Source organism: Pseudoalteromonas sp. SCSIO 43095 (assembly GCF_023650455.1).
GTDB lineage: Bacteria > Pseudomonadota > Gammaproteobacteria > Enterobacterales > Alteromonadaceae > Pseudoalteromonas > Pseudoalteromonas tetraodonis.
The window spans coordinates 2,367,653-2,386,258 of the sequence record NZ_CP087995.1 but is presented as its reverse complement, the minus strand read 5'-3'; the positions used below and the strand labels follow the sequence as shown (position 1 = coordinate 2,386,258).

The 18,606-nt window shown below is 41.5% G+C and carries 17 protein-coding genes; 12 read left to right on the top strand and 5 right to left on the bottom strand.

Going from position 1 to position 18,606, the window contains the following annotated elements; all coding sequences use genetic code 11:
• Positions 1 to 19 precede the first annotated feature (19 nt).
• From LOC50_RS11255 to LOC50_RS11215, 9 genes are all read left to right on the top strand, one after another.
• The gene (locus tag LOC50_RS11255; protein ID WP_250653236.1) at positions 20 to 478 is read left to right on the top strand and encodes a DUF1249 domain-containing protein; all 459 of its coding nucleotides are present in this window, start codon (positions 20 to 22) and stop codon (positions 476 to 478) included.
• The gene (locus LOC50_RS11250; RefSeq protein WP_248473775.1) at positions 465 to 1,250 is read left to right on the top strand and encodes a metallophosphoesterase; all 786 of its coding nucleotides are present in this window, start codon (positions 465 to 467) and stop codon (positions 1,248 to 1,250) included. Before LOC50_RS11255 ends, LOC50_RS11250 begins: the two co-directional genes overlap by 14 nt.
• Positions 1,235 to 1,798, top strand: a complete 564-nt coding sequence (locus tag LOC50_RS11245; RefSeq protein ID WP_248473776.1) for a YqiA/YcfP family alpha/beta fold hydrolase — start codon at positions 1,235 to 1,237, stop codon at positions 1,796 to 1,798. Before LOC50_RS11250 ends, LOC50_RS11245 begins: the two co-directional genes overlap by 16 nt.
• Before the next feature lie 20 nt (positions 1,799 to 1,818).
• Positions 1,819 to 3,708: a DNA topoisomerase IV subunit B gene (parE, locus tag LOC50_RS11240; RefSeq protein WP_008110594.1), complete on the top strand. Its 1,890-nt coding sequence runs from the start codon at positions 1,819 to 1,821 to the stop codon at positions 3,706 to 3,708.
• 27 nt (positions 3,709 to 3,735) lie between these two features.
• Positions 3,736 to 4,830: a PQQ-dependent sugar dehydrogenase gene (locus tag LOC50_RS11235; RefSeq protein WP_250653235.1), complete on the top strand. Its 1,095-nt coding sequence runs from the start codon at positions 3,736 to 3,738 to the stop codon at positions 4,828 to 4,830.
• Between the two features lie 10 nt (positions 4,831 to 4,840).
• Entirely contained in the window at positions 4,841 to 7,138 is a 2,298-nt protein-coding gene (gene parC / locus LOC50_RS11230; protein WP_069439869.1) for a DNA topoisomerase IV subunit A, read from the top strand.
• A gap of 166 nt (positions 7,139 to 7,304) precedes the next feature.
• Positions 7,305 to 8,018 carry a 1-acylglycerol-3-phosphate O-acyltransferase gene (locus LOC50_RS11225; RefSeq protein WP_036980160.1) on the top strand — a complete coding sequence of 238 codons (714 nt, stop codon included), beginning with the start codon at positions 7,305 to 7,307 and terminating at the stop codon, positions 8,016 to 8,018.
• The gene (gene rraB, locus LOC50_RS11220) at positions 8,018 to 8,353 is read left to right on the top strand and encodes a ribonuclease E inhibitor RraB (protein ID WP_008110603.1); all 336 of its coding nucleotides are present in this window, start codon (positions 8,018 to 8,020) and stop codon (positions 8,351 to 8,353) included. The genes LOC50_RS11225 and rraB overlap by 1 nt, the downstream gene beginning before the upstream one ends.
• A gap of 113 nt (positions 8,354 to 8,466) precedes the next feature.
• Positions 8,467 to 9,798, top strand: coding sequence for an IS4 family transposase (locus LOC50_RS11215; protein WP_036979639.1), 1,332 nt, complete (start codon positions 8,467 to 8,469; stop codon positions 9,796 to 9,798).
• A 60-nt stretch (positions 9,799 to 9,858) separates the two neighbouring features.
• On the opposite strand, the gene LOC50_RS11210 is transcribed toward LOC50_RS11215, so the two are convergent.
• Positions 9,859 to 10,830, bottom strand: coding sequence for a zinc transporter ZntB (locus LOC50_RS11210; RefSeq protein ID WP_250653234.1), 972 nt, complete (start codon positions 10,828 to 10,830; stop codon positions 9,859 to 9,861).
• 575 nt (positions 10,831 to 11,405) lie between these two features.
• On the opposite strand from LOC50_RS11210, the gene LOC50_RS11205 reads away from it, so the two are divergent.
• The 3 genes from LOC50_RS11205 (at position 11,406) to LOC50_RS11195 (ending at position 13,844) form a co-directional block, all read left to right on the top strand.
• Positions 11,406 to 11,828, top strand: a complete 423-nt coding sequence (locus tag LOC50_RS11205; RefSeq protein WP_008110607.1) for an ATP-dependent zinc protease family protein — start codon at positions 11,406 to 11,408, stop codon at positions 11,826 to 11,828.
• A 65-nt stretch (positions 11,829 to 11,893) separates the two neighbouring features.
• A complete protein-coding gene (gene rimK, locus LOC50_RS11200) occupies positions 11,894 to 12,799 on the top strand; it encodes a 30S ribosomal protein S6--L-glutamate ligase (RefSeq protein ID WP_008110610.1) in 906 nt (301 codons plus the stop codon).
• Positions 12,786 to 13,844: a succinylglutamate desuccinylase/aspartoacylase family protein gene (locus LOC50_RS11195; protein ID WP_036980155.1), complete on the top strand. Its 1,059-nt coding sequence runs from the start codon at positions 12,786 to 12,788 to the stop codon at positions 13,842 to 13,844. Before rimK ends, LOC50_RS11195 begins: the two co-directional genes overlap by 14 nt.
• 98 nt (positions 13,845 to 13,942) lie before the next feature.
• Here the strand turns inward: LOC50_RS11195 and LOC50_RS11190 are convergent, their stop codons facing one another.
• From LOC50_RS11190 to recQ, 4 genes are all read right to left on the bottom strand, one after another.
• On the bottom strand, positions 13,943 to 14,518 hold the full coding sequence (locus LOC50_RS11190; RefSeq protein WP_036980154.1) for a mechanosensitive ion channel domain-containing protein: 576 nt from the start codon (positions 14,516 to 14,518) through the stop codon (positions 13,943 to 13,945).
• Positions 14,519 to 14,583: 65 nt separating this feature from the next.
• Positions 14,584 to 16,302 (bottom strand): BamA/TamA family outer membrane protein, encoded by a 1,719-nt coding sequence (locus LOC50_RS11185; protein WP_036980152.1) that lies wholly within the window; start codon positions 16,300 to 16,302, stop codon positions 14,584 to 14,586.
• 128 nt (positions 16,303 to 16,430) lie between these two features.
• Positions 16,431 to 16,715: a DUF3630 family protein gene (locus LOC50_RS11180; protein ID WP_013465829.1), complete on the bottom strand. Its 285-nt coding sequence runs from the start codon at positions 16,713 to 16,715 to the stop codon at positions 16,431 to 16,433.
• Positions 16,716 to 16,722: 7 nt separating this feature from the next.
• Positions 16,723 to 18,546, bottom strand: a complete 1,824-nt coding sequence (recQ, locus tag LOC50_RS11175) for a DNA helicase RecQ (RefSeq protein WP_028835655.1) — start codon at positions 18,544 to 18,546, stop codon at positions 16,723 to 16,725.
• Positions 18,547 to 18,606: the final 60 nt, after the last annotated feature.

Here is an 18,606-nt window from a genome sequence, read left to right as displayed (position 1 = left end):
TAATAGTAATGGCGGTATTTTGACAGCACTTTTAACGACTAATCGATACATTCAAAGCCTTCCAAAGTATTTAACACTTTGTGAGCATAATTACGTACGCCTTTTAAAATTACTACCTAGTGAACGAGCGATTGGCAGTGTTAGAGAAATCAAACTGGGCCACAGTGAATTTGCCATCAACATAGATGACAATGCCAAGTACACCCTTGATGTATCTATTAAACAGTTATCAGGAATGGTAAGTGGTATTTCGCCTTTGTATTTAACAGTGCGCTTATATAATGATGCTAAAGTAGCCGAAATTGTCCATCATGATTACCACCAACGAATCAAACCTTCCTATGGCTACCCTAATCCTAAGATGCATCAAAAAGATGAAAAGTATCAGTTGAATGCTTTTTTATGTGATTGGTTGGTTGCCTGTGTAGAGCGAGGTCAATCAACACTTAATTGGGATGTAAATAATGGCTTGGTTTGATGATACGTATTATTTTGAGCAAGCCCAGCTTCGTATAGCCCATATAACGGATTGTCACCTTTTTAGCGATAAGCAGGGCGAGTATTTTGGGGTTAACACCGCAGAACATTTTACTAGGGCACTTACAGATATAGCAAAACAGCAGCCTGATGCCTTGATATTTGGTGGCGATTTAACCCAAGATCACAGCTTTGATTCCTATTTATTATTTGCTGAACTGATTCATAATAGTGACCTTGATTGCCCCGTATTTTGGGTGCCTGGTAATCATGATGAAATTGAACAGCTCAATTTAATTAGTGGCGGGCAAATACAACGCGCTAAACATATTGTGGCGCAAGGGTTTGAACTGATATTAATTAATTCTAAAGGAAATACCCCTGCTGGGTGGGTGACGCCCTCGCATTTAGAGGAAATTATGGCGTGTTTAGTCGATTCAGATAATCGTCATATTGCATTTTGTCATCACAACCCATTGCCTATTAATGGCTACCTAGACAAACACATGCTAGAAAATGGGCCGCAGCTATTAAATTTATTAGTTAATAATGGCCGCGTTGATGCGCTGTTTCATGGGCATGTTCACAATGACTACCAACAGCAATTTAGAGAGCTTGATATTTACGCGACACCGGCCAGTTCCGTGCAGTTTACAAAGCACAGTGCTACTTGGCAGCAAGAAGATAAAGGGGCGGCTTATCGTATGCTGCACTTAAATGCTGAGCAACAAAAGGTGCATATACGCACGGACGTGGTATGGTTAAACGAGTAATCTATATTCACGGTTTTAATAGCTCTGAAAAATCATATAAAGCTGTGCGCTTTCGTGAGCTTATGGCACACTATGATGTTGATTATTGTGTGCCACGCTTAAATCATGAACCTATAGAGGCGATTATAGCGCTTGAACAACTATTAACACCGAATACCGTATTATTGGGCAGCTCCTTAGGTGGCTTTTTTGCCACGTATTTATCGCAGCGTTATCAAATTCCTGCGGTGGTAATTAATCCTGCCGTTGCCCCATATACATTATTAGAGCCTATACTTGGGCCTAATTATAATCCGTATCAAGATTATAATTACCAATTACAATCTCGTCATATAGATGCGTTAAAAGCATTAACGGTGACAGAGTTAAAACACCCTGAACTGTTGTATTTATTACAGCAAACAGGGGATGAAGTGTTAAATTTTCAGCACGCAATAAAGTATTACTCACAATGTAAACAGTTAATTGAATTTGGCGGCGATCATAGCTTTAATGGCTTTGAGCGAGCTTTTTCAAGCATTGTCGATTTTCTTAAAATCAGATATTAGCGTATATAAAGATAAAAACTATGACTCAACAAAATTATAACGCCGAAGCTATTGAAGTACTTAATGGATTAGAGCCGGTAAAACGCCGCCCAGGCATGTATACAGACACATCGCGCCCCAATCATTTAGGCCAAGAGGTTATTGATAACAGTGTTGATGAAGCAATGGCCGGGCATGCGACGCGTATTGATGTCATTTTGCATGAAGATAACTCACTTGAAGTGAGCGATGATGGTCGGGGGATGCCGATAGATATTCACCCTGAAGAAGGTATTCCTGGGGTTGAACTAATATTCACCAAATTACACGCAGGTGGTAAATTTTCAAATAAAAATTACCAGTTCTCTGGTGGTTTGCATGGGGTAGGTATCTCGGTCGTTAATGCGCTATCTACCCGCGTGGAAGTAACGGTTCGCCGTGACGCACAGCAATTTAGAATGGCTTTTGAGCATGGCGATAAAGTTGAAGATTTAAATATTATTGGCTCAGTGGGTAAACGCAATACCGGTACTACCGTGCGCTTTTGGCCAGATACCAGCTATTTTGATTCTGCTAACTTTTCACTGACTAAGCTTAATCATTTATTAAAAGCCAAAGCGGTACTATGCCCAGGTTTGCGTATTAAGTTTGTAAATAAACAAACGAAAGAAACCCAAGAGTGGTTTTATGAAACCGGCTTAAAAGATTACTTAGTAGAAGCAGTTAAAGGCTATGAGATACTGCCTAAAGACCCATTTGTAGGTGAATTTTCAAGTTCTATTGAAGGCGCTGATTGGGCCGTTGTATGGATGCCTGAAGGCGGTGAGTCAACAGCCGAAAGTTATGTAAACTTAATTCCTACCGCACAAGGTGGCACCCACGTAAATGGCCTGCGCCAAGGGCTTTTAGAGGCGATGCGTGAATTTTGTGAATTTAGAAACTTATTACCACGTGGTGTAAAGCTCACCCCAGATGATATTTGGGAACGTTGTAGTTATGTATTGTCGGTAAAAATGCAAGACCCACAATTTGCAGGGCAAACCAAAGAAAAACTCTCATCACGTTCATGTGCTGCGTTTGTATCGGGTGTCGTAAAAGATGCTTTTAGCTTATGGCTAAATGAGCACACTGACACTGCAGAGTTACTTTCTGAATTGTGTATTTCAAATGCACAGCGTCGCTTACGCGCGGCTAAAAAAGTAGTTCGTAAACGTGTTACTTCAGGCCCTGCATTACCAGGCAAACTGACCGATTGTAGTGCTGCTGATAATGACCGCACGGAATTGTTTTTAGTAGAGGGTGATTCAGCGGGTGGCTCAGCTAAACAAGCGCGAGATCGTGAGTTCCAAGCAATCATGCCACTAAGAGGTAAAATTTTAAATACTTGGGAAGTAGAATCAGGGCAAATTTTGGCCTCTCAAGAAGTGCATGATATTTCAGTGGCATTGGGTATTGACCCCGATTCAAGTGATTTATCAGGGCTGCGTTACAATAAAATATGTATATTAGCGGATGCTGACTCGGATGGACTGCACATTGCCACTTTATTGTGTGCCTTATTTGTGCGCCACTTCCCACAATTGGTAAAAACTGGGCATGTGTATGTTGCTATGCCACCGCTGTTTAGAATTGATATTGGTAAAGATGTTTATTACGCGCTTGATGAAGATGAAAAAACGGGCATTTTAGCGCGTATAGAAGCAGAGAAAAAACGCGGTAAGGTAAACGTGCAACGCTTTAAAGGCTTGGGTGAAATGAACCCGCTACAATTGCGTGAAACAACCATGGATCCAAATACCCGTCGTTTAGTGCAGCTAACACTTGATGAAGAAGAACAAACAATGGAAATGATGGATATGTTACTTGCTAAAAAGCGTTCATCAGATCGCCGCCAATGGCTTGAAGATCACGGTAACAAAGCACAAGTTTAATAAGCCTTTGGGCTACAGGAGAGGCAAATGAAAAGACTATTTAGCACACTGTTGTTACTCTGCTTTATGTCATCGCCAGTGATGGCGAAAAATATTCTCGACAAGCTGACGGCTGCCCCAGGGTTTGAAATCAGCTTATTTGCTGATGATGTTGAAAATGCTAGGCAAATTGCAGTATCAAGCCGAGGTGTAGTGTATGCAGGTTCGCGTAATGCGGGTAATGTGTATGCATTGATTGATCATAACAGCGACGGCGTTGCAGATAAAAAAATAGTGATTGCAGAGGGACTGAATATGCCCTCGGGTTTAGCGATTAAAGACGGTGACTTATATGTCGGTGAAGTGCACCGTATTATTCGTTTTAAAAATATCGATAAACACCTCAAAAACCCTGAGTATGAAGTGTTTTATAGCGATTTACCGTCAGAGCGCCACCATGGCTGGAAGTTTTTACGCTTTGCGCCAAACGGCGAGCTGATTATTCCGGTGGGTGTTCCCTGTAATATTTGCGAAGAAGATCCTCGGTTTGGTCGTATTTTTTCGTTAAACACCGACACCAAAGAAATAACCACTTTAGCCAAAGGTGTGCGCAATACTGTAGGCTTTGACTTTCACCCTAGCACGCAAATGCTATGGTTTAGCGATAATGGCCGCGACATGATGGGGGATGATATTCCACCCGATGAGCTAAACCGCATCACTAAAGAAGAAGAACATTTTGGTTTTCCATACGTGCATAGCGGCGTTATTGTTGATCCGGAGTTTGGTGAAGGCAAAAACATTGCTGACTACACTCAACCTGCATTGGCATTAGGTGCGCATGTTGCGCCATTAGGTATTCATTTTTATACCGGCAAGCAGTTCCCTGATAGCTATAAACAACAGTTATTTGTAGCTGAGCACGGTTCATGGAACCGCTCTAAAAAGGTCGGTTATAAAGTGGCAGTGGCAACTATAGAAAATGCCAAGGTAACAAAGTATACGCCACTGATCACCGGCTTTATGCAAGACGAAACGACATTTGGACGCCCTGTTGCATTTGCACAATTAAATGATGGCAGTCTATTGGTAAGCGATGATTACGCAAACGTAATTTACCGCGTAAGCTATAAGAAAAACTAGGTAAGCTTTAATGAGTGATACAGATACCTTGCTAATGCAAGGAATTGAACAACAAACAATGGGGCGTTTTACCGAAGACGCCTATTTAAATTATTCAATGTACGTGATCATGGATCGTGCCTTACCGCACGTTGGTGACGGCCTAAAACCAGTGCAACGTCGTATTATTTATGCGATGAGTGAGTTGGGATTATCGGCAAATGCAAAATACAAAAAATCAGCCCGTACCGTGGGTGACGTATTAGGTAAATACCATCCTCATGGTGATAGTGCCTGTTATGAAGCCATGGTACTAATGGCGCAGCCGTTCTCTTATCGCTACCCCTTGGTTGATGGTCAAGGTAACTGGGGTGCAGCTGATGATCCTAAGTCATTTGCGGCAATGCGTTATACCGAAGCGCGTTTATCTAAATTCTCTGAGGTATTACTTAAAGAATTAGGCCAAGGGACCGTTGATTGGACGCCAAACTTCGATGGCACCATGGATGAGCCTTTAGTGTTGCCATCGCGCTTACCGCATATATTACTTAATGGGGTAACTGGTATTGCTGTGGGTATGGCAACCGATATACCGCCGCATAATGTGCGTGAAGTGGCCAGTGCCTGTTGTTTATTACTTGATAAGCCAAAAACAGAGCTCGAAGAGTTACTGGATTTAGTGCATGCGCCAGATTACCCAACCGATGCTGAAATAATTACGCCTAAAGCTGATATTCACAAAATTTATAAAACCGGCCGTGGCTCAATTAAAATGCGTGCAGTGTATTGTGAAGAGCAGGGCGATATCGTCATTACCGCTTTGCCGCACCAATGTTCGGGTGCAAAAGTACTTGAGCAAATTGCAGCGCAAATGAACGCTAAAAAGTTACCAATGGTGGCTGACTTACGTGATGAGTCTGATCACGAAAATCCAACCCGTATTGTGATTGTGCCGCGTTCAAACCGAATTAAAGCTGAGCCATTAATGGCGCACTTATTTGCAACAACCGATCTTGAAAAAAATTACCGCGTAAACTTAAATATGCTGGGCTTAGATGGCCGTCCACAAGTTAAAGACTTACGTAGTATTTTAACTGAATGGCTGACTTTTAGACGTGAAACAGTGCGTCGTCGTTTGCAATATCGACTCGATAAAGTACTCGCAAGATTACATATTTTAGAGGGCTTGCTTGCTGCCTTTTTAAATATTGACGAAGTTATAGAAATTATCCGCTCTGAAGATAAGCCTAAACCATTATTAATGGAACGCTTTGAGTTAACCGATATTCAAGCGGAAGCCATTTTAGAATTAAAACTTCGCCATTTAGCAAAACTTGAAGAGTTTAAAATTCGTGGTGAGCAAGACGAATTAGCCAAAGAGCGTGACAAATTAGAGCAAACATTAGGCTCAGACCGTCGCATGTCGACGTTGCTTAAAAAAGAAATTCAAGAAGCCGCAGAAATGTATGGTGACGATCGTCGCTCACCTGTTATTGAGCGTGTGGAAGCCAAAGCTCTGAGCGAAAAAGATTTAATCCCTTCAGAGTCTGTGACTGTTGTTCTATCTGAGAAAGGCTGGGCACGTGTTGGTAAGGGGCATGACTTAGATGTAGAAGGGTTAAATTACCGCGCCGGTGATGGCTATAAAGCATCAGCGCGAGGTAAAAGTAATCAACCTGCAGTATTTTTAGATTCAGCAGGGCGTGCATTTGCGACCGATGCCCATAGCCTTCCTTCTGCAAGAAGCCAAGGCGAGCCGATGACAGGGCGCTTTAACTTAACCTCAGGCGCAAGCTTTGAGCACGTAGTTATGGGTGAAGACGCTCAAGTATTGCTAATGGCTTCTGATGCCGGTTATGGCTTTATTACTGACTTTAAAGATTTAGTCAGTAAAAACAAAAACGGTAAAGCCTTAGTGAGTGTGCCAAAAGGTGGTGTGTTGTTATCGCCAGTACGGGTTAATGACGTTGCCAGTGATTACTGTATGGCAATTTCTAACGAGGGGCGAATGTTGTTATTCCCACTGCGTGATTTACCTAAGCTAGGTAAAGGCAAGGGCAATAAGATTATTTCTATTCCGGGCGCTAAAGTACAAGCGCGCGAAGAGTTTGTAAAAGTATTAGCTGTTGTGCCGCAAGGGAGCAGTGTTACGCTGCATGCAGGTAAGCGTAAATTGACGCTTAAACCAAGCGACCTTGAGCATTACCATGGCGAGCGAGGCCGCAGAGGGAACAAGTTACCTCGTGGTTTACAGCGCGTTGATGAAGCCGTGGTAGAGTTGACGCCGCAGCAAGTTGATGAGCCAAATTCAGATACTGAGCAAAGTTAAAACACTCGGAAAATTAGACTAAACTAGATAACGGCTTACTTAGGTAAGCCGTTTTTTTATGACTGTTTTATTTCAGCGAACGCTTGTGCGCTATTTTCTCGTCTGCGCAACAAAATAACGTTATAATAAAGCAATATATGATTGTGGTTATATTGGAGAGGCGCACTTGCTAGCTGTTATACGTATTTTAATAATGCTGTTGTTTATATTATTAAGTTGTTTTTTTGGTTTGTTGTTATCAATTTTTAGACCATTTCATCCTAGTAATGTGCACGTTATTGCAAGTTGGTTTGGCTCAATGGCTAAAATGCTTGGGGTTAAATTAGAACTAAAATATCATCCTGATGCGCTTAAGGTGGGGCCTGCTGTGTATGTAGCGAATCATCAAAATAGCTACGATTTATTTACTATTCCAGCTATGGTACCAAAAAATTGTGTGAGCGTTGGCAAAAAAAGTCTTAAATGGATCCCATTTTTTGGTCAGCTTTATTGGTTGTCGGGTAATATTTTAATCGACCGATCAAATCGTTCAAAAGCTGCTGGCACAATCTCAAAAGCAGCGGCTAAAATAAAACAAAAAGGCTTATCGGTGTGGATGTTCCCTGAGGGGACGCGTAGTTATGGTCGTGGTTTACTCCCCTTTAAAACCGGTGCATTTCATACCGCAATGAGTGCAGAGGTGCCTGTTGTGCCAGTATGTATGAACACAACCGATAAAACCATTAAACTAAATCGCTGGGATAATGGTACAATTTACATTGAAATGTTAGCCCCCATAGCACTTGATAACAGTATCAGTGCCCGTGAACATGCTAAAAGTGTGCACAGTATTATGGCTGCTAAAATAACAGAATTAGATGCTCAAGTGAGAGAGAAATAATGGAAAACTGGCGTGAAATAAGTGAAGACATCGTAACTTCACTACTTGAAGATGGTTCTGATCCAGAAATTCTTTATGAAGTAGAACACCACTTTGTATGTGAAGACTTTACTAAGTTAGAACAAGCGGCATTGGCTGCGTTTAAACTAGGTTACGATGTAGAAGAGCCAGCAGAACTTGAGCTTGAAGACGGTGAAAAAATTTGGAGTTTTGACATTGTTGTTGAAGCCGAATTAGATGTCGACGTGATAATGGAAGACGTTGATAAACTCGCGCAACTTGCTGTTGAATGCGATGTTGAATACGATGGTTGGGGCACTTACTTTCAAGAGTAATGGTTACCAATGCAAAAGGCGAACAATGTTGTTTAATGCGGATCGTTTAAGTTAATTGAACGATCTTTCAGAGGCTTCATAATAGGCTACAACAAAAGTTGTGGCCTATTTTTATGTCTGAATTTATTAAAGAATTACACCTTACTACTGAATTTAGCCAAGATCGTGATATTGATTCGTTTACTAAGCATATTCCCCTTGAGTGGATTGAAGCAGCCGTTACTCAAACAGGGAGAGCCTCTGTGCGTAAACGACGTTTCCCCGCCGAGCAAGCTGCTTGGCTTGTATTAGGGATTGGTTTATTAAGAAACCGCTCAATATCTGAAGTCTGTGACAAACTAGAGCTCGCTTTTCCTGACGCTAAAGGAGAACTTCCACCATTGGCGACGAGCAGTATTATAAAAGGGAAAGAAAAGCTAGGCGCAGCACCTATGAAACACCTTTTTAAACATACAGCAACGCAGTGGGAGCAGTCGCAAACTTTTGATGACGTGTGTGGTTTAAAGCTGCTCAGCATTGACGGTACACAATTTAAAACTCAAGATACACCGAGTAACCGTCACTTTGGCTATGCTAAATCGACAACAAACTTCCCCTCAGTACTTGCTGTGACCTTGATGTCGACAAGAACGCATTTAATATCCGATGCAGCGTTTGGCCCCATTACTCAAAGTGAAATTCATTATGCTCAACAGCTTGTTGGCTCAGCACCTGAATATTCATTGACGCTATTTGATAGAGGTTTCTTTTCGGCTGAACTATTTACGAGCTGGCAAGGCGTTAGCGAAAACCATCATTGGCTTACACCCATCAAAAGCAAAATGCGCTATGAAATAACGGAGTCATTTAGCGATTACGACCACTTAATAACAATGCCTATTTCACCACAAGCTAAGAAATCAGCCCCTTACCTAGGTGATACATGGCAAGCAAGGCTTATTCAAATTCCGACACCTAAAGGGGAAATAAAAGGGTTCATCACCTCATGCGTCTGTCCAGAAAAGTACCCGCTGAAAGCGCTACTCGATGTGTATTGGCAACGATGGGAAATAGAGCGAGGCTATGGTGAGCTCAAGCAGTATCAACTATCAAATAAACCAGCATTACGGAGCCTGAAACAGGAAGGTATTTATCAAGAGCTCTGGGGTATTCTGACATCATATAATATCGTGAGACTTGAAATGGCAGAGATGGCTAAAGCCCATAAAGTTGAGCCATTACGCATCAGTTTTATTAACGCATTATATCTCATACAAGACGAGTTTTTATGGTGTTCAGGTCGAAGCCCAGGGACAATCCCTAAAAAGCTAAAAGAACTACGTGAAAACGGTAAACGGCTAATATTACCGGAGAAAAGAAAGCGAAAAGCTTATCCGCGAGCGGTGCTGGCAAAGACACAAAAATATCCGGTTAGATATAAACGAAAAAACACCACTCGTTCTTAAACGAGTGGTGTTAAACAATGTTGTTCGCCTTTTTTGTGCCTTGTTGGAGCTGTATTGTAATTACAGCCACTTTTTATTTTTAAAGTAAATACCAATCCCACCAGTCAAAACAATTAAAAACACCACAAATGCAGTGAATGCATAAGGGCTTTCTGTTCCAGGTATACCGCCGACATTGACCCCCAATAATCCCGTTAGAAAGCCCAGCGGTAAAAATAAAGCAGCCACCACCGACATTACATACATCCGCTGATTTAATTGCTCAGAGACCTGATTTGTAATGGTTTGTTGGATAACAAGTGCGCGCTCTATTGAACTATCGAGCTCTTCTAAATAGCGAATAAGTAAATTGGTGGTTTCATTTAGCTTGGCTTTATCATCGTCAAAAAGCCATGGGTAATGATTATTAACCATGCTACTGAGTGCTTCTTTTTGTGGTTTTAAGTAACGTTTTAGCGCGATGGTTTGACGGCGAAGTTGCGACAAGCCTTGGTTATCAAACTTTTTACTGGGCTCATCAATTTCCTCTTCAAAATCATCTAAGCTTTCATCTAGCTCATCAATTACTGTTTGCATACGTGAAGTGAGCTTGTGCGCTAATGTACACACCAATTCAGAAATACTGCATGGCCCCTCATTATTATTCAACGAGGCTAGAATATCTTGCACTGATAATAATCGGCGCTTACGCGTGGTGATCACCACATCGTTATTTAAAAATAACCGAATAGATACCATGTCTTCAGGGCTTTGTGCTGGGTTTAAGTTGATTCCGCGTAAAAATAACATATGGCCATTCGTTGTTGGCGTTATTCGTGGACGCGGTTCATCAGCAGTGAGTGATTCCAGTTCATAGTCGTTTAACAGCCCGCAGTTTTTTAACCAATCCACCGCATCTGTTTGGCTGTAGTCCATATGCACCCACAGTTTTCCATCAGTAGGTTGCCATTGGTGTAATTGCTTGCTGTTTTCTATGGGGCGTGCACCGCCTTTTTCATCAAGAATAAGTGCATGAAGTAAGCCATTAATCATAATAATTTCTCATCGGTAGTATGTTTTTAATACAGTTAACTGTAATGTATTTAGGATCTGTTTATCTTTCAAGGTTAAATTTTCAGCAATCTATTTGATATTTAGGCAAGGCAGAGTGTGGTTATTCCCCATAAATAGTCGATAACACAGCATCAATGCCAAATAAGCGCTGCCCGAAGGGTTCTGCCTAGGGGCAATTAACTCTTTGTTGCCTACATGGATGTAGGTAAGGGGCGTGAGCAGGACGCGGAAGCTTTGCTCGATTTTTACTTAGCCCACTAGGTTACAAACCTCGCGCCGCGATTAAATTGCCCCTAGTTTGAACAAATATTAATTCGTAAAGGTCCACAGACCCTAGTTAAATAAAATTTAGCTTTACTTTGTATATGTTAAACTGAGTTTAGCAACAAAAACTTATGTTTTAGCCTATGGTTAAATGCATACGTAAGAACTGCATTGTTAAACGAGTTAACTTAAAAGGTCAATCAAATCGGCTTATCGAGTAGATGAATTTATTTTGTTGGTGTTTTATTTGCTGTAGCGTATAAAACACTTTTTTTACTAAGGGCACATTTATGACGACAAAAATAACAGTTGGTTGGCGTGAGTGGTTGAGTTTACCCGAGCTGGGCATCGAGCAAATTAAAGCAAAAATAGATACCGGTGCACGTACTTCCTGTATTCATGCAATTAATATTGAAGAATATGAAGTGGAAGGCGAAAAATGGGTTAAATTTATAGCCCAACCATTGCAAGAAGACGAGCAAACGCAAATTACCTGCAATGCCAAAGTTAAAAAAATGAAGTACGTTACCAGCTCTAGTGGCCAAAAAGAACTGCGTTACTTTATTGAAACTACACTACATGCTGGCGAATTTAGTTGGCCAATAGAAATTACATTAACAAGTCGTGCGTCAATGAAGTTTAGAATGTTATTAGGGCGCACAGCTATGGAAAATCGTATAGTCGTTGATCCGGCTTTATCACATTTATTATAAGAATTCGTTGAGTAGCAACATACTTATATGTGCTTGCTCAACATAATTTAGTTAAGGTTTTAACTATGAAAATTGGTATTTTATCTCGCAACAAAAATTTATATTCAACGCGTCGTTTAATTGAAGCGGCTGAGCAACGTGGTCATGAAGTAAAAGTGATTAACGCGCTACGTTGTTATATGAATATAAACTCAGATCAACCTGAAATCCATTACCGCGGCGAAAACCTAAAAGATTTTGATGCCATTGTTCCGCGTATTGGCGCATCAGTTACTTTTTATGGCTGTTCTGTATTACGCCAGTTTGAAATGATGGGGGTTTATCCGGTCAATGAGTCTGTGGCTATTTCTCGTTCGCGCGATAAATTACGTTCTCTACAATTATTATCACGCAAAGGCGTAGGCATGCCGGTAACAGGCTTTGCTAGCAAGCCAGATGACGTAAAAGACTTACTCGAAATGGTAGGTGGCGCACCGGTCGTTATTAAGCTACTTGAGGGTACTCAAGGTATTGGTGTGGTACTTGCTGAAACACGTAAAGCGGCTGAAAGTGTTATTGAAGCGTTTATGGGTTTAAAAGCCAATATCATGGTACAAGAATATATTAAAGAAGCGGGTGGTGCTGATATTCGTTGCTTTGTACTCGGAGATAAAGTGATTGCTGCAATGAAACGCCAAGCACAGGAAGGCGAGTTCCGCTCAAACCTTCACCGTGGTGGTAGCGCTACACTGGTGCGTATTACGCCAGAAGAGCGTAAAACAGCGGTAGCAGCGGCAAAAGCAATGGGCTTAAACGTTGCTGGCGTTGACTTACTTCGCTCATCTCGTGGTCCTTTGGTTATGGAAGTAAATTCATCGCCAGGTCTTGAAGGGATTGAAGTGGCAACAGGTAAAGACATTGCGGGCATGGTGATTGATTTCATCGAGAAAAATGCTGCAAGTAAAGGAACGGCAACTCGTGGCAAAGGTTAAAATTAACCGACCTTTCACCCTATTAGGTGAAAGTATTGGTGTAGGTGAACGTAAAACACTTGCGCTAGAAGCTGCAAAGCTTTACACCCATTCACCGCTTAATATTCCTATTGAAGTGGTTAACGGTGTAATGGAAGGCCCTGTATTGATGGTGTGTGCGGCTATACACGGCGACGAACTAAATGGGGTTGAGGTTGTGCGCCAGTTACTGGCTAAAATCGACCCTAATCAGTTGCGTGGTACATTAATAGCGGTCCCGATTGTGAATGTATTTGGTTTTATTCATAAATCGCGTTATTTGCCCGATCGCCGTGATATGAACCGAAGTTTTCCGGGGTCTGAGCGTGGGTCATTAGCAGGTCGTATGGCGTATATGTTTTTTAACCAAGTAGCTGTGCATTGTACGCATATTATTGATTTGCATACGGGGGCGATTCACCGTACTAACTTACCGCAAATTCGCGCTAATTTAGCCGATGAAGCAACAGCGCAAATGGCTAAAGCCTTTGGTACGCCTGCGGTTATAGATGCGTCATTACGTAATGGCTCGCTGCGTAGTGAAGCCGCTAATTTAGGTATACCTGTTATTACTTATGAGGCGGGTGAAGCACTGCGCTTTGACCCTATTGCGATTGCTGCAGGCGTGCAAGGGGTTGATTATGTTATGCGACATTTAAAAATGATACGCGGTAAACGTCCTAAAAAACTGCCTGATCCTGTGATTGCAAGTTCCACTAGTTGGGTGCGTGCAGAAGTAGACGGCATAGTAAGAGCGCAAGTATCGTTAGGTGAGCGAGTAATGAAAAGCCAAGTGCTTGCTTATATTAGCAGTCCGCTTGGCGATTCAGAGCTTGAACTCCTTGCTCCTCGAAGCGGTATTATTATTGGCCAGCAAACTATGCCACTGGTAAATGAAGGCGATGCCGTATTCCATATTGCTTATTTTGCACATGCAAATAGCTTGGTAGAGCAGCAGTTAGAAACGTTTATTGATGAGATAAATGATTTAGATGATGAGCTGAAAACGGCTGAACTAAATAATTAATACCAATTTGCTCAATTAAGTGAATTGGTATGACTCTATCTGTAGATATAAAAAACCGCCTTAGTTTTAAGCTAACGCGGTTTTTTAATAGGTGTTGTTTAGCTACGCGGTTTAGGGCCAATAATGCGTTTAATTTTAGGCGCTTTTGTTGGTTTAGGCTCCGTATTAAGCACTAACACCGGGCGGGTAACAAATAAGTTATTAGGGTAAATCACTCTGTGGCCATCAACGTGTTCGAGTAAGACATTCATCAGCCCCATTTCAATAATACGCCCTTCAATGGCGTTGGCTCCATCCACAATTCTTACCCAATAGCCTACACGGCAGTCATTTTGAATAAACATCAGTAAAAACGCGGTTAAGTTACTCAGTAATGACCACGCCGCAAATAATGCAACGCCTAGCATGGCAAATAAAGAAGAGCCTAATACCAGTAAACCACGCAGTTCTATTCCCCAAAAAACTAATACTAAACACAGCATCACAAAGGCGAGTATTATTTTTAGTAGTAGCTCTGCACGGTACTTTCGGTGTAAATCTATTTTACCTCTGATAGCTTTTTCGAGTAATTTTTTAGTTACTTTTAATAGTAGCGGAAAGCTCAAAAGGGCAATCACGGTCACGATAAGTTTATATTGTGTGCCCAAAAGCTTTAAAAGGGTGATTAATTCCAAAATGTATTCTCACAATAATGATAGGCGCAAAGTGTAACGTTTAACGTAGGCGCGCAGTAGTGATTTTAAAAAGAATTTTTGACGCTGAGCAGCCATTGTACCGAGTCAACATCATCATATTTATTTAGCGGCGCGGCTATATCAAGGTGGATCATGGTACCCGCATTGGCGCGACTTGGCGCAAGGCGCAAACCTAAGCCCACATTTTTTAGCACGGGTGTGTTCTCAACTTGATACTGAGTGTTCGAGTCGTTATTATACCAAGCTCGACCAATATCTAAAAAGGCTGCCCCTCCCACTTTAAACAGCTGTAGTAAGTCATATTCCCAGTAATAGCGCTTTTCTAAACTGACTAAAAAACTCCGATCCCCATGTTGAAATTCCATAGGATAGCCACGAAGTCCAGTTTCGCCCCCTAGGGTGAGCTGTTTATCATTAGTGAGGTTTTTTGCGTATTGCAGCCTTGCTTTTACATACCAAGATTGATCAATACTGGTATTTAAATAATATTGAATTTGGCTAGTAGTGAGCAAGTTTTCGAGCTGTTTTTTCTCGTTATTCCAATAGCCTTGAATATCTGCATGAAAACGCCAAAGGGTATGGTTAGTGCTAAAATGGGCTTTGTTAAAATTAAACGAGTACACAGCGCGGCTATCGTCGTTACTTATTGATTCATCGGAGTAGCCCAGGGTGGCTTTGATATTCCAACCTAAATTTAAATCCTCAGTACGATAAATACTGTCAAAGTTACGTACTTTTATAAAGTTATCTTCAAACCAATGGCCGCTGATGTAGGGGTAACTTAAGCTTCTGTTTTCAGCCACTGCTGTAGTGGTAGAGTCAATCGCTTTGAAAGTGTGTTGCTCATCAATATAACCAAGGCTCAAGCGCTGGGTCCAGTTATGACTAAGGGCTTTAGAATGGCCAAAAAATACCTGGTTTAGGTCGGTTTTTTGTTCAAACTCACTAAACTTTTCACCTCTGATGTATAAGGCTTCTTCTCGTTGGGTTGAGTAACTCAGGGCGCCATAACTATAGGGCGTATGGATGGCATAAAACGGGTAGGTTAGTTCAACTAAATGACTTTTGCCGTCGCTGTTGTCGGCATACTCTAAACGCCCTCGGTAGCGAGTTGATAAGATATTAGGATCATCGTAAACAAATAAATAACCATTTCGGTCACTGTTTGTTTTACGTGCAAACGATAACCGTTTGCCCCAACCAAATAAGTTAGATTCGCGAAAACCAATACTTGATTTATTTTCACCACCACTACGGCTAAAACTAAGTTCGGGCAGTAAAGTCCATAAGTCTCGAGTAATTACTGTTACATCAATATTTCCATCACAATTTTCGTCAGCAATAATTTGTGCATCATATAAATAACTTTGTTTTCTCAGTAACCGCTCAGATTCGGCCAGCGCTTTTGGATTAAAGGTATCGCCTGACTTAAACAGTAAAATACTCTTAATTACCTCAGGCTCGGTTTGTATGTGTGCCCGATTGGCGAAACGAAATAATGCATTGTTTTCAGCCTCTAGTTCAGTATTAAATACATTAAGCTGTTGCAAAGTGATGGAGGCAATTTTAGTGTTACTTTGTGCTGTGAGTGTTGGAGTTTGAGATGTAATTTGACGACGCAAATTATTTTCATGAGTTTGTGATGAGTCGTCACTAGGGCAGCTTTGGGCTAGTGGCGCTTCTTGCGCACAAACGCTGAGCATAAACATACTCGAAATAGAAAGGCTAAAACAACTACGTGCAATCCATTTTCTATTTAACATTGACCCTCTTTAGCGCTATTTTGCAAAATAAAACACTTACTCTTAGCTTACATCATTGTTATTGATATGTAAGTAAAAGACAGATTTAGTTTTATTTTTATAGCGATTATAAGGTATTAGCTATGCATTTAAGTTAAATAAAATGTTAACGCTGCCAATAGGTTGTCGGCATCTTGCCCTTCACCATTAATCCACACACTTTGGCTATAATGCTCAAAATTTAAATTAAACGTGTGGTTAGCATAGTTAAAACGCAGTTGATGGCGATCTGCCCCAGCGGCATACTCATTAATGCTAATTTCATCGCTGTGCAAAAATAACGTTCCCCACAATTCAAAGTCTTCATCGTGCGGCAGCTCTGTCGGTTTAACAATAATACATTGATGTGTGTGATCGTATTCAAGTTCGGTCATAAGGGGCTTATTGCGTTGCTAGGTAATGTCGAATTGCGGTTAAAAACTCACCGCCATACTTGTTTAATTTAGTAAAACCAACCCCCGACACTTTTAAAAATTCACTGTCGTTAGTGGGCATAAGCTGCGCCATTTCGGCTAGCGTTTTATCGTTAAAGACTACATAAGGCGGCACATCATCGGCATCGGCTAACTCTTTACGCAATGCACGCAGGCGAGCGAATAGTTTTTTATCGTAATTAAACTGCGCTAACTTATCCTGATAAACGTGTTTAGCTTGTAAGCGAGGCTCGGCCAATTGCAGTGCATATTCACCTTTTAAAATAGCGCGTGCAGCTTCAGTTAAACGCAATGAAGCGCCTTGGGTTATATCTTGGCTTAATAGCCCTTGATGAATAAGTTGGCGTAAAATACTGAGCCAAAACTCACTGCTTTTATCTTTACCTATGCCATAGGTGCTGAGTTCATGGTGGTTGTTATCACGAATGCGGCTAGTATTCGCGCCACGTAATAATTCTACAATGTAACCTAACCCAAATCGTTGCTGTGCGCGATACACACACGAAAGTGCTTGCTGTGCGACCAATGTGCCATCAAAACTTTTAGGTGGATTTAAGCAAATGTCACAGTTACCACAGGGCTCGCGTTGGTACTCACTAAAGTAGTTCAATAATATTTGACGGCGACAGGTTTGTGCTTCGGCAAAGCTGGCCATGGCATTAAAGCGCTGCTCTTCTACGCGGCGGCGCTGTTCATCGTCAATATCTTCAAAAAAGCGTCTAACCCGACCTATATCGGCAGGGTCAAAATACATGATGGCCTCTGCAGCAAGCCCATCTCGTCCAGCACGGCCTGTTTCTTGGTAATAAGCTTCAATACTTTTTGGAATGTCGTAATGCAGAACAAAGCGTACGTTAGGCTTGTTAATTCCCATACCAAAGGCAACGGTGGCAACCACAATTTGAATATCGTCACGGGCAAACCCGGTTTGCACAAACTGACGTTGCTCGTTACTCATTCCCGCATGGTAAGCGGCAGCATTAAGGCCTGCATCAGCAAGCTTTTCAGCTATATCATCAACACGTTTACGACTGGTGCAATAAATAATACCACTTTGATTTTTTTGCTCTTTTAAATAACGCAGTAATTGCACCATAGGTTTAAATTTTTCTTCTATGGTGTAACGAATATTAGGACGATCAAAACTGCCGGTATGAATGTAGGGCTGTTGTAGCTTGAGTTGCTCAACAATATCAAAGCGAGTCGCTTTATCGGCAGTGGCAGTGAGTGCCATCATAGGCACATGTGCAAAGCGTTGTTTAAGCTCATTTAAACGAAAATAATGCGGTCTAAAATCGTGACCCCAATGAGAAACACAGTGTGCTTCATCAATAGCAAACAAGCTAACATTCAAATGAGAGAGCCGCTCTAAAAAGTCGCGTTGTAGCACTTTTTCAGGAGCTACATAAAGTAGCTTTATCAGCCCTTGATGCAATTGCTGATACACTAATTGTTGTTCTTCGCGAGCTAGGCTGTTATTGACATAAGCGGCCTTAACTCCCAGTGCTTGTAACTGGGTGACTTGATCTTGCATTAAAGAGATCAGTGGAGAAATAACAATGGTGACTCCCTCTAATACCAACGCGGGTATTTGGTAACACACCGATTTACCACCACCGGTGGGCAGTAATACTAATGAATCTTGGCCATTAATGGCGGCATCAATTACTGCACTTTGACCGTCGCGAAATTCACTGTAACCAAACACTTGTTTGAGTACAGTTTCGGGTTTACGCACAAGCGTATTAGGAGAAGGAGTTAGTGTATTCATCGGCGCTATTTTAGTGGTTTTTTATCAGGATGTCTTTAGCTTTCATTACTTGGTACACAC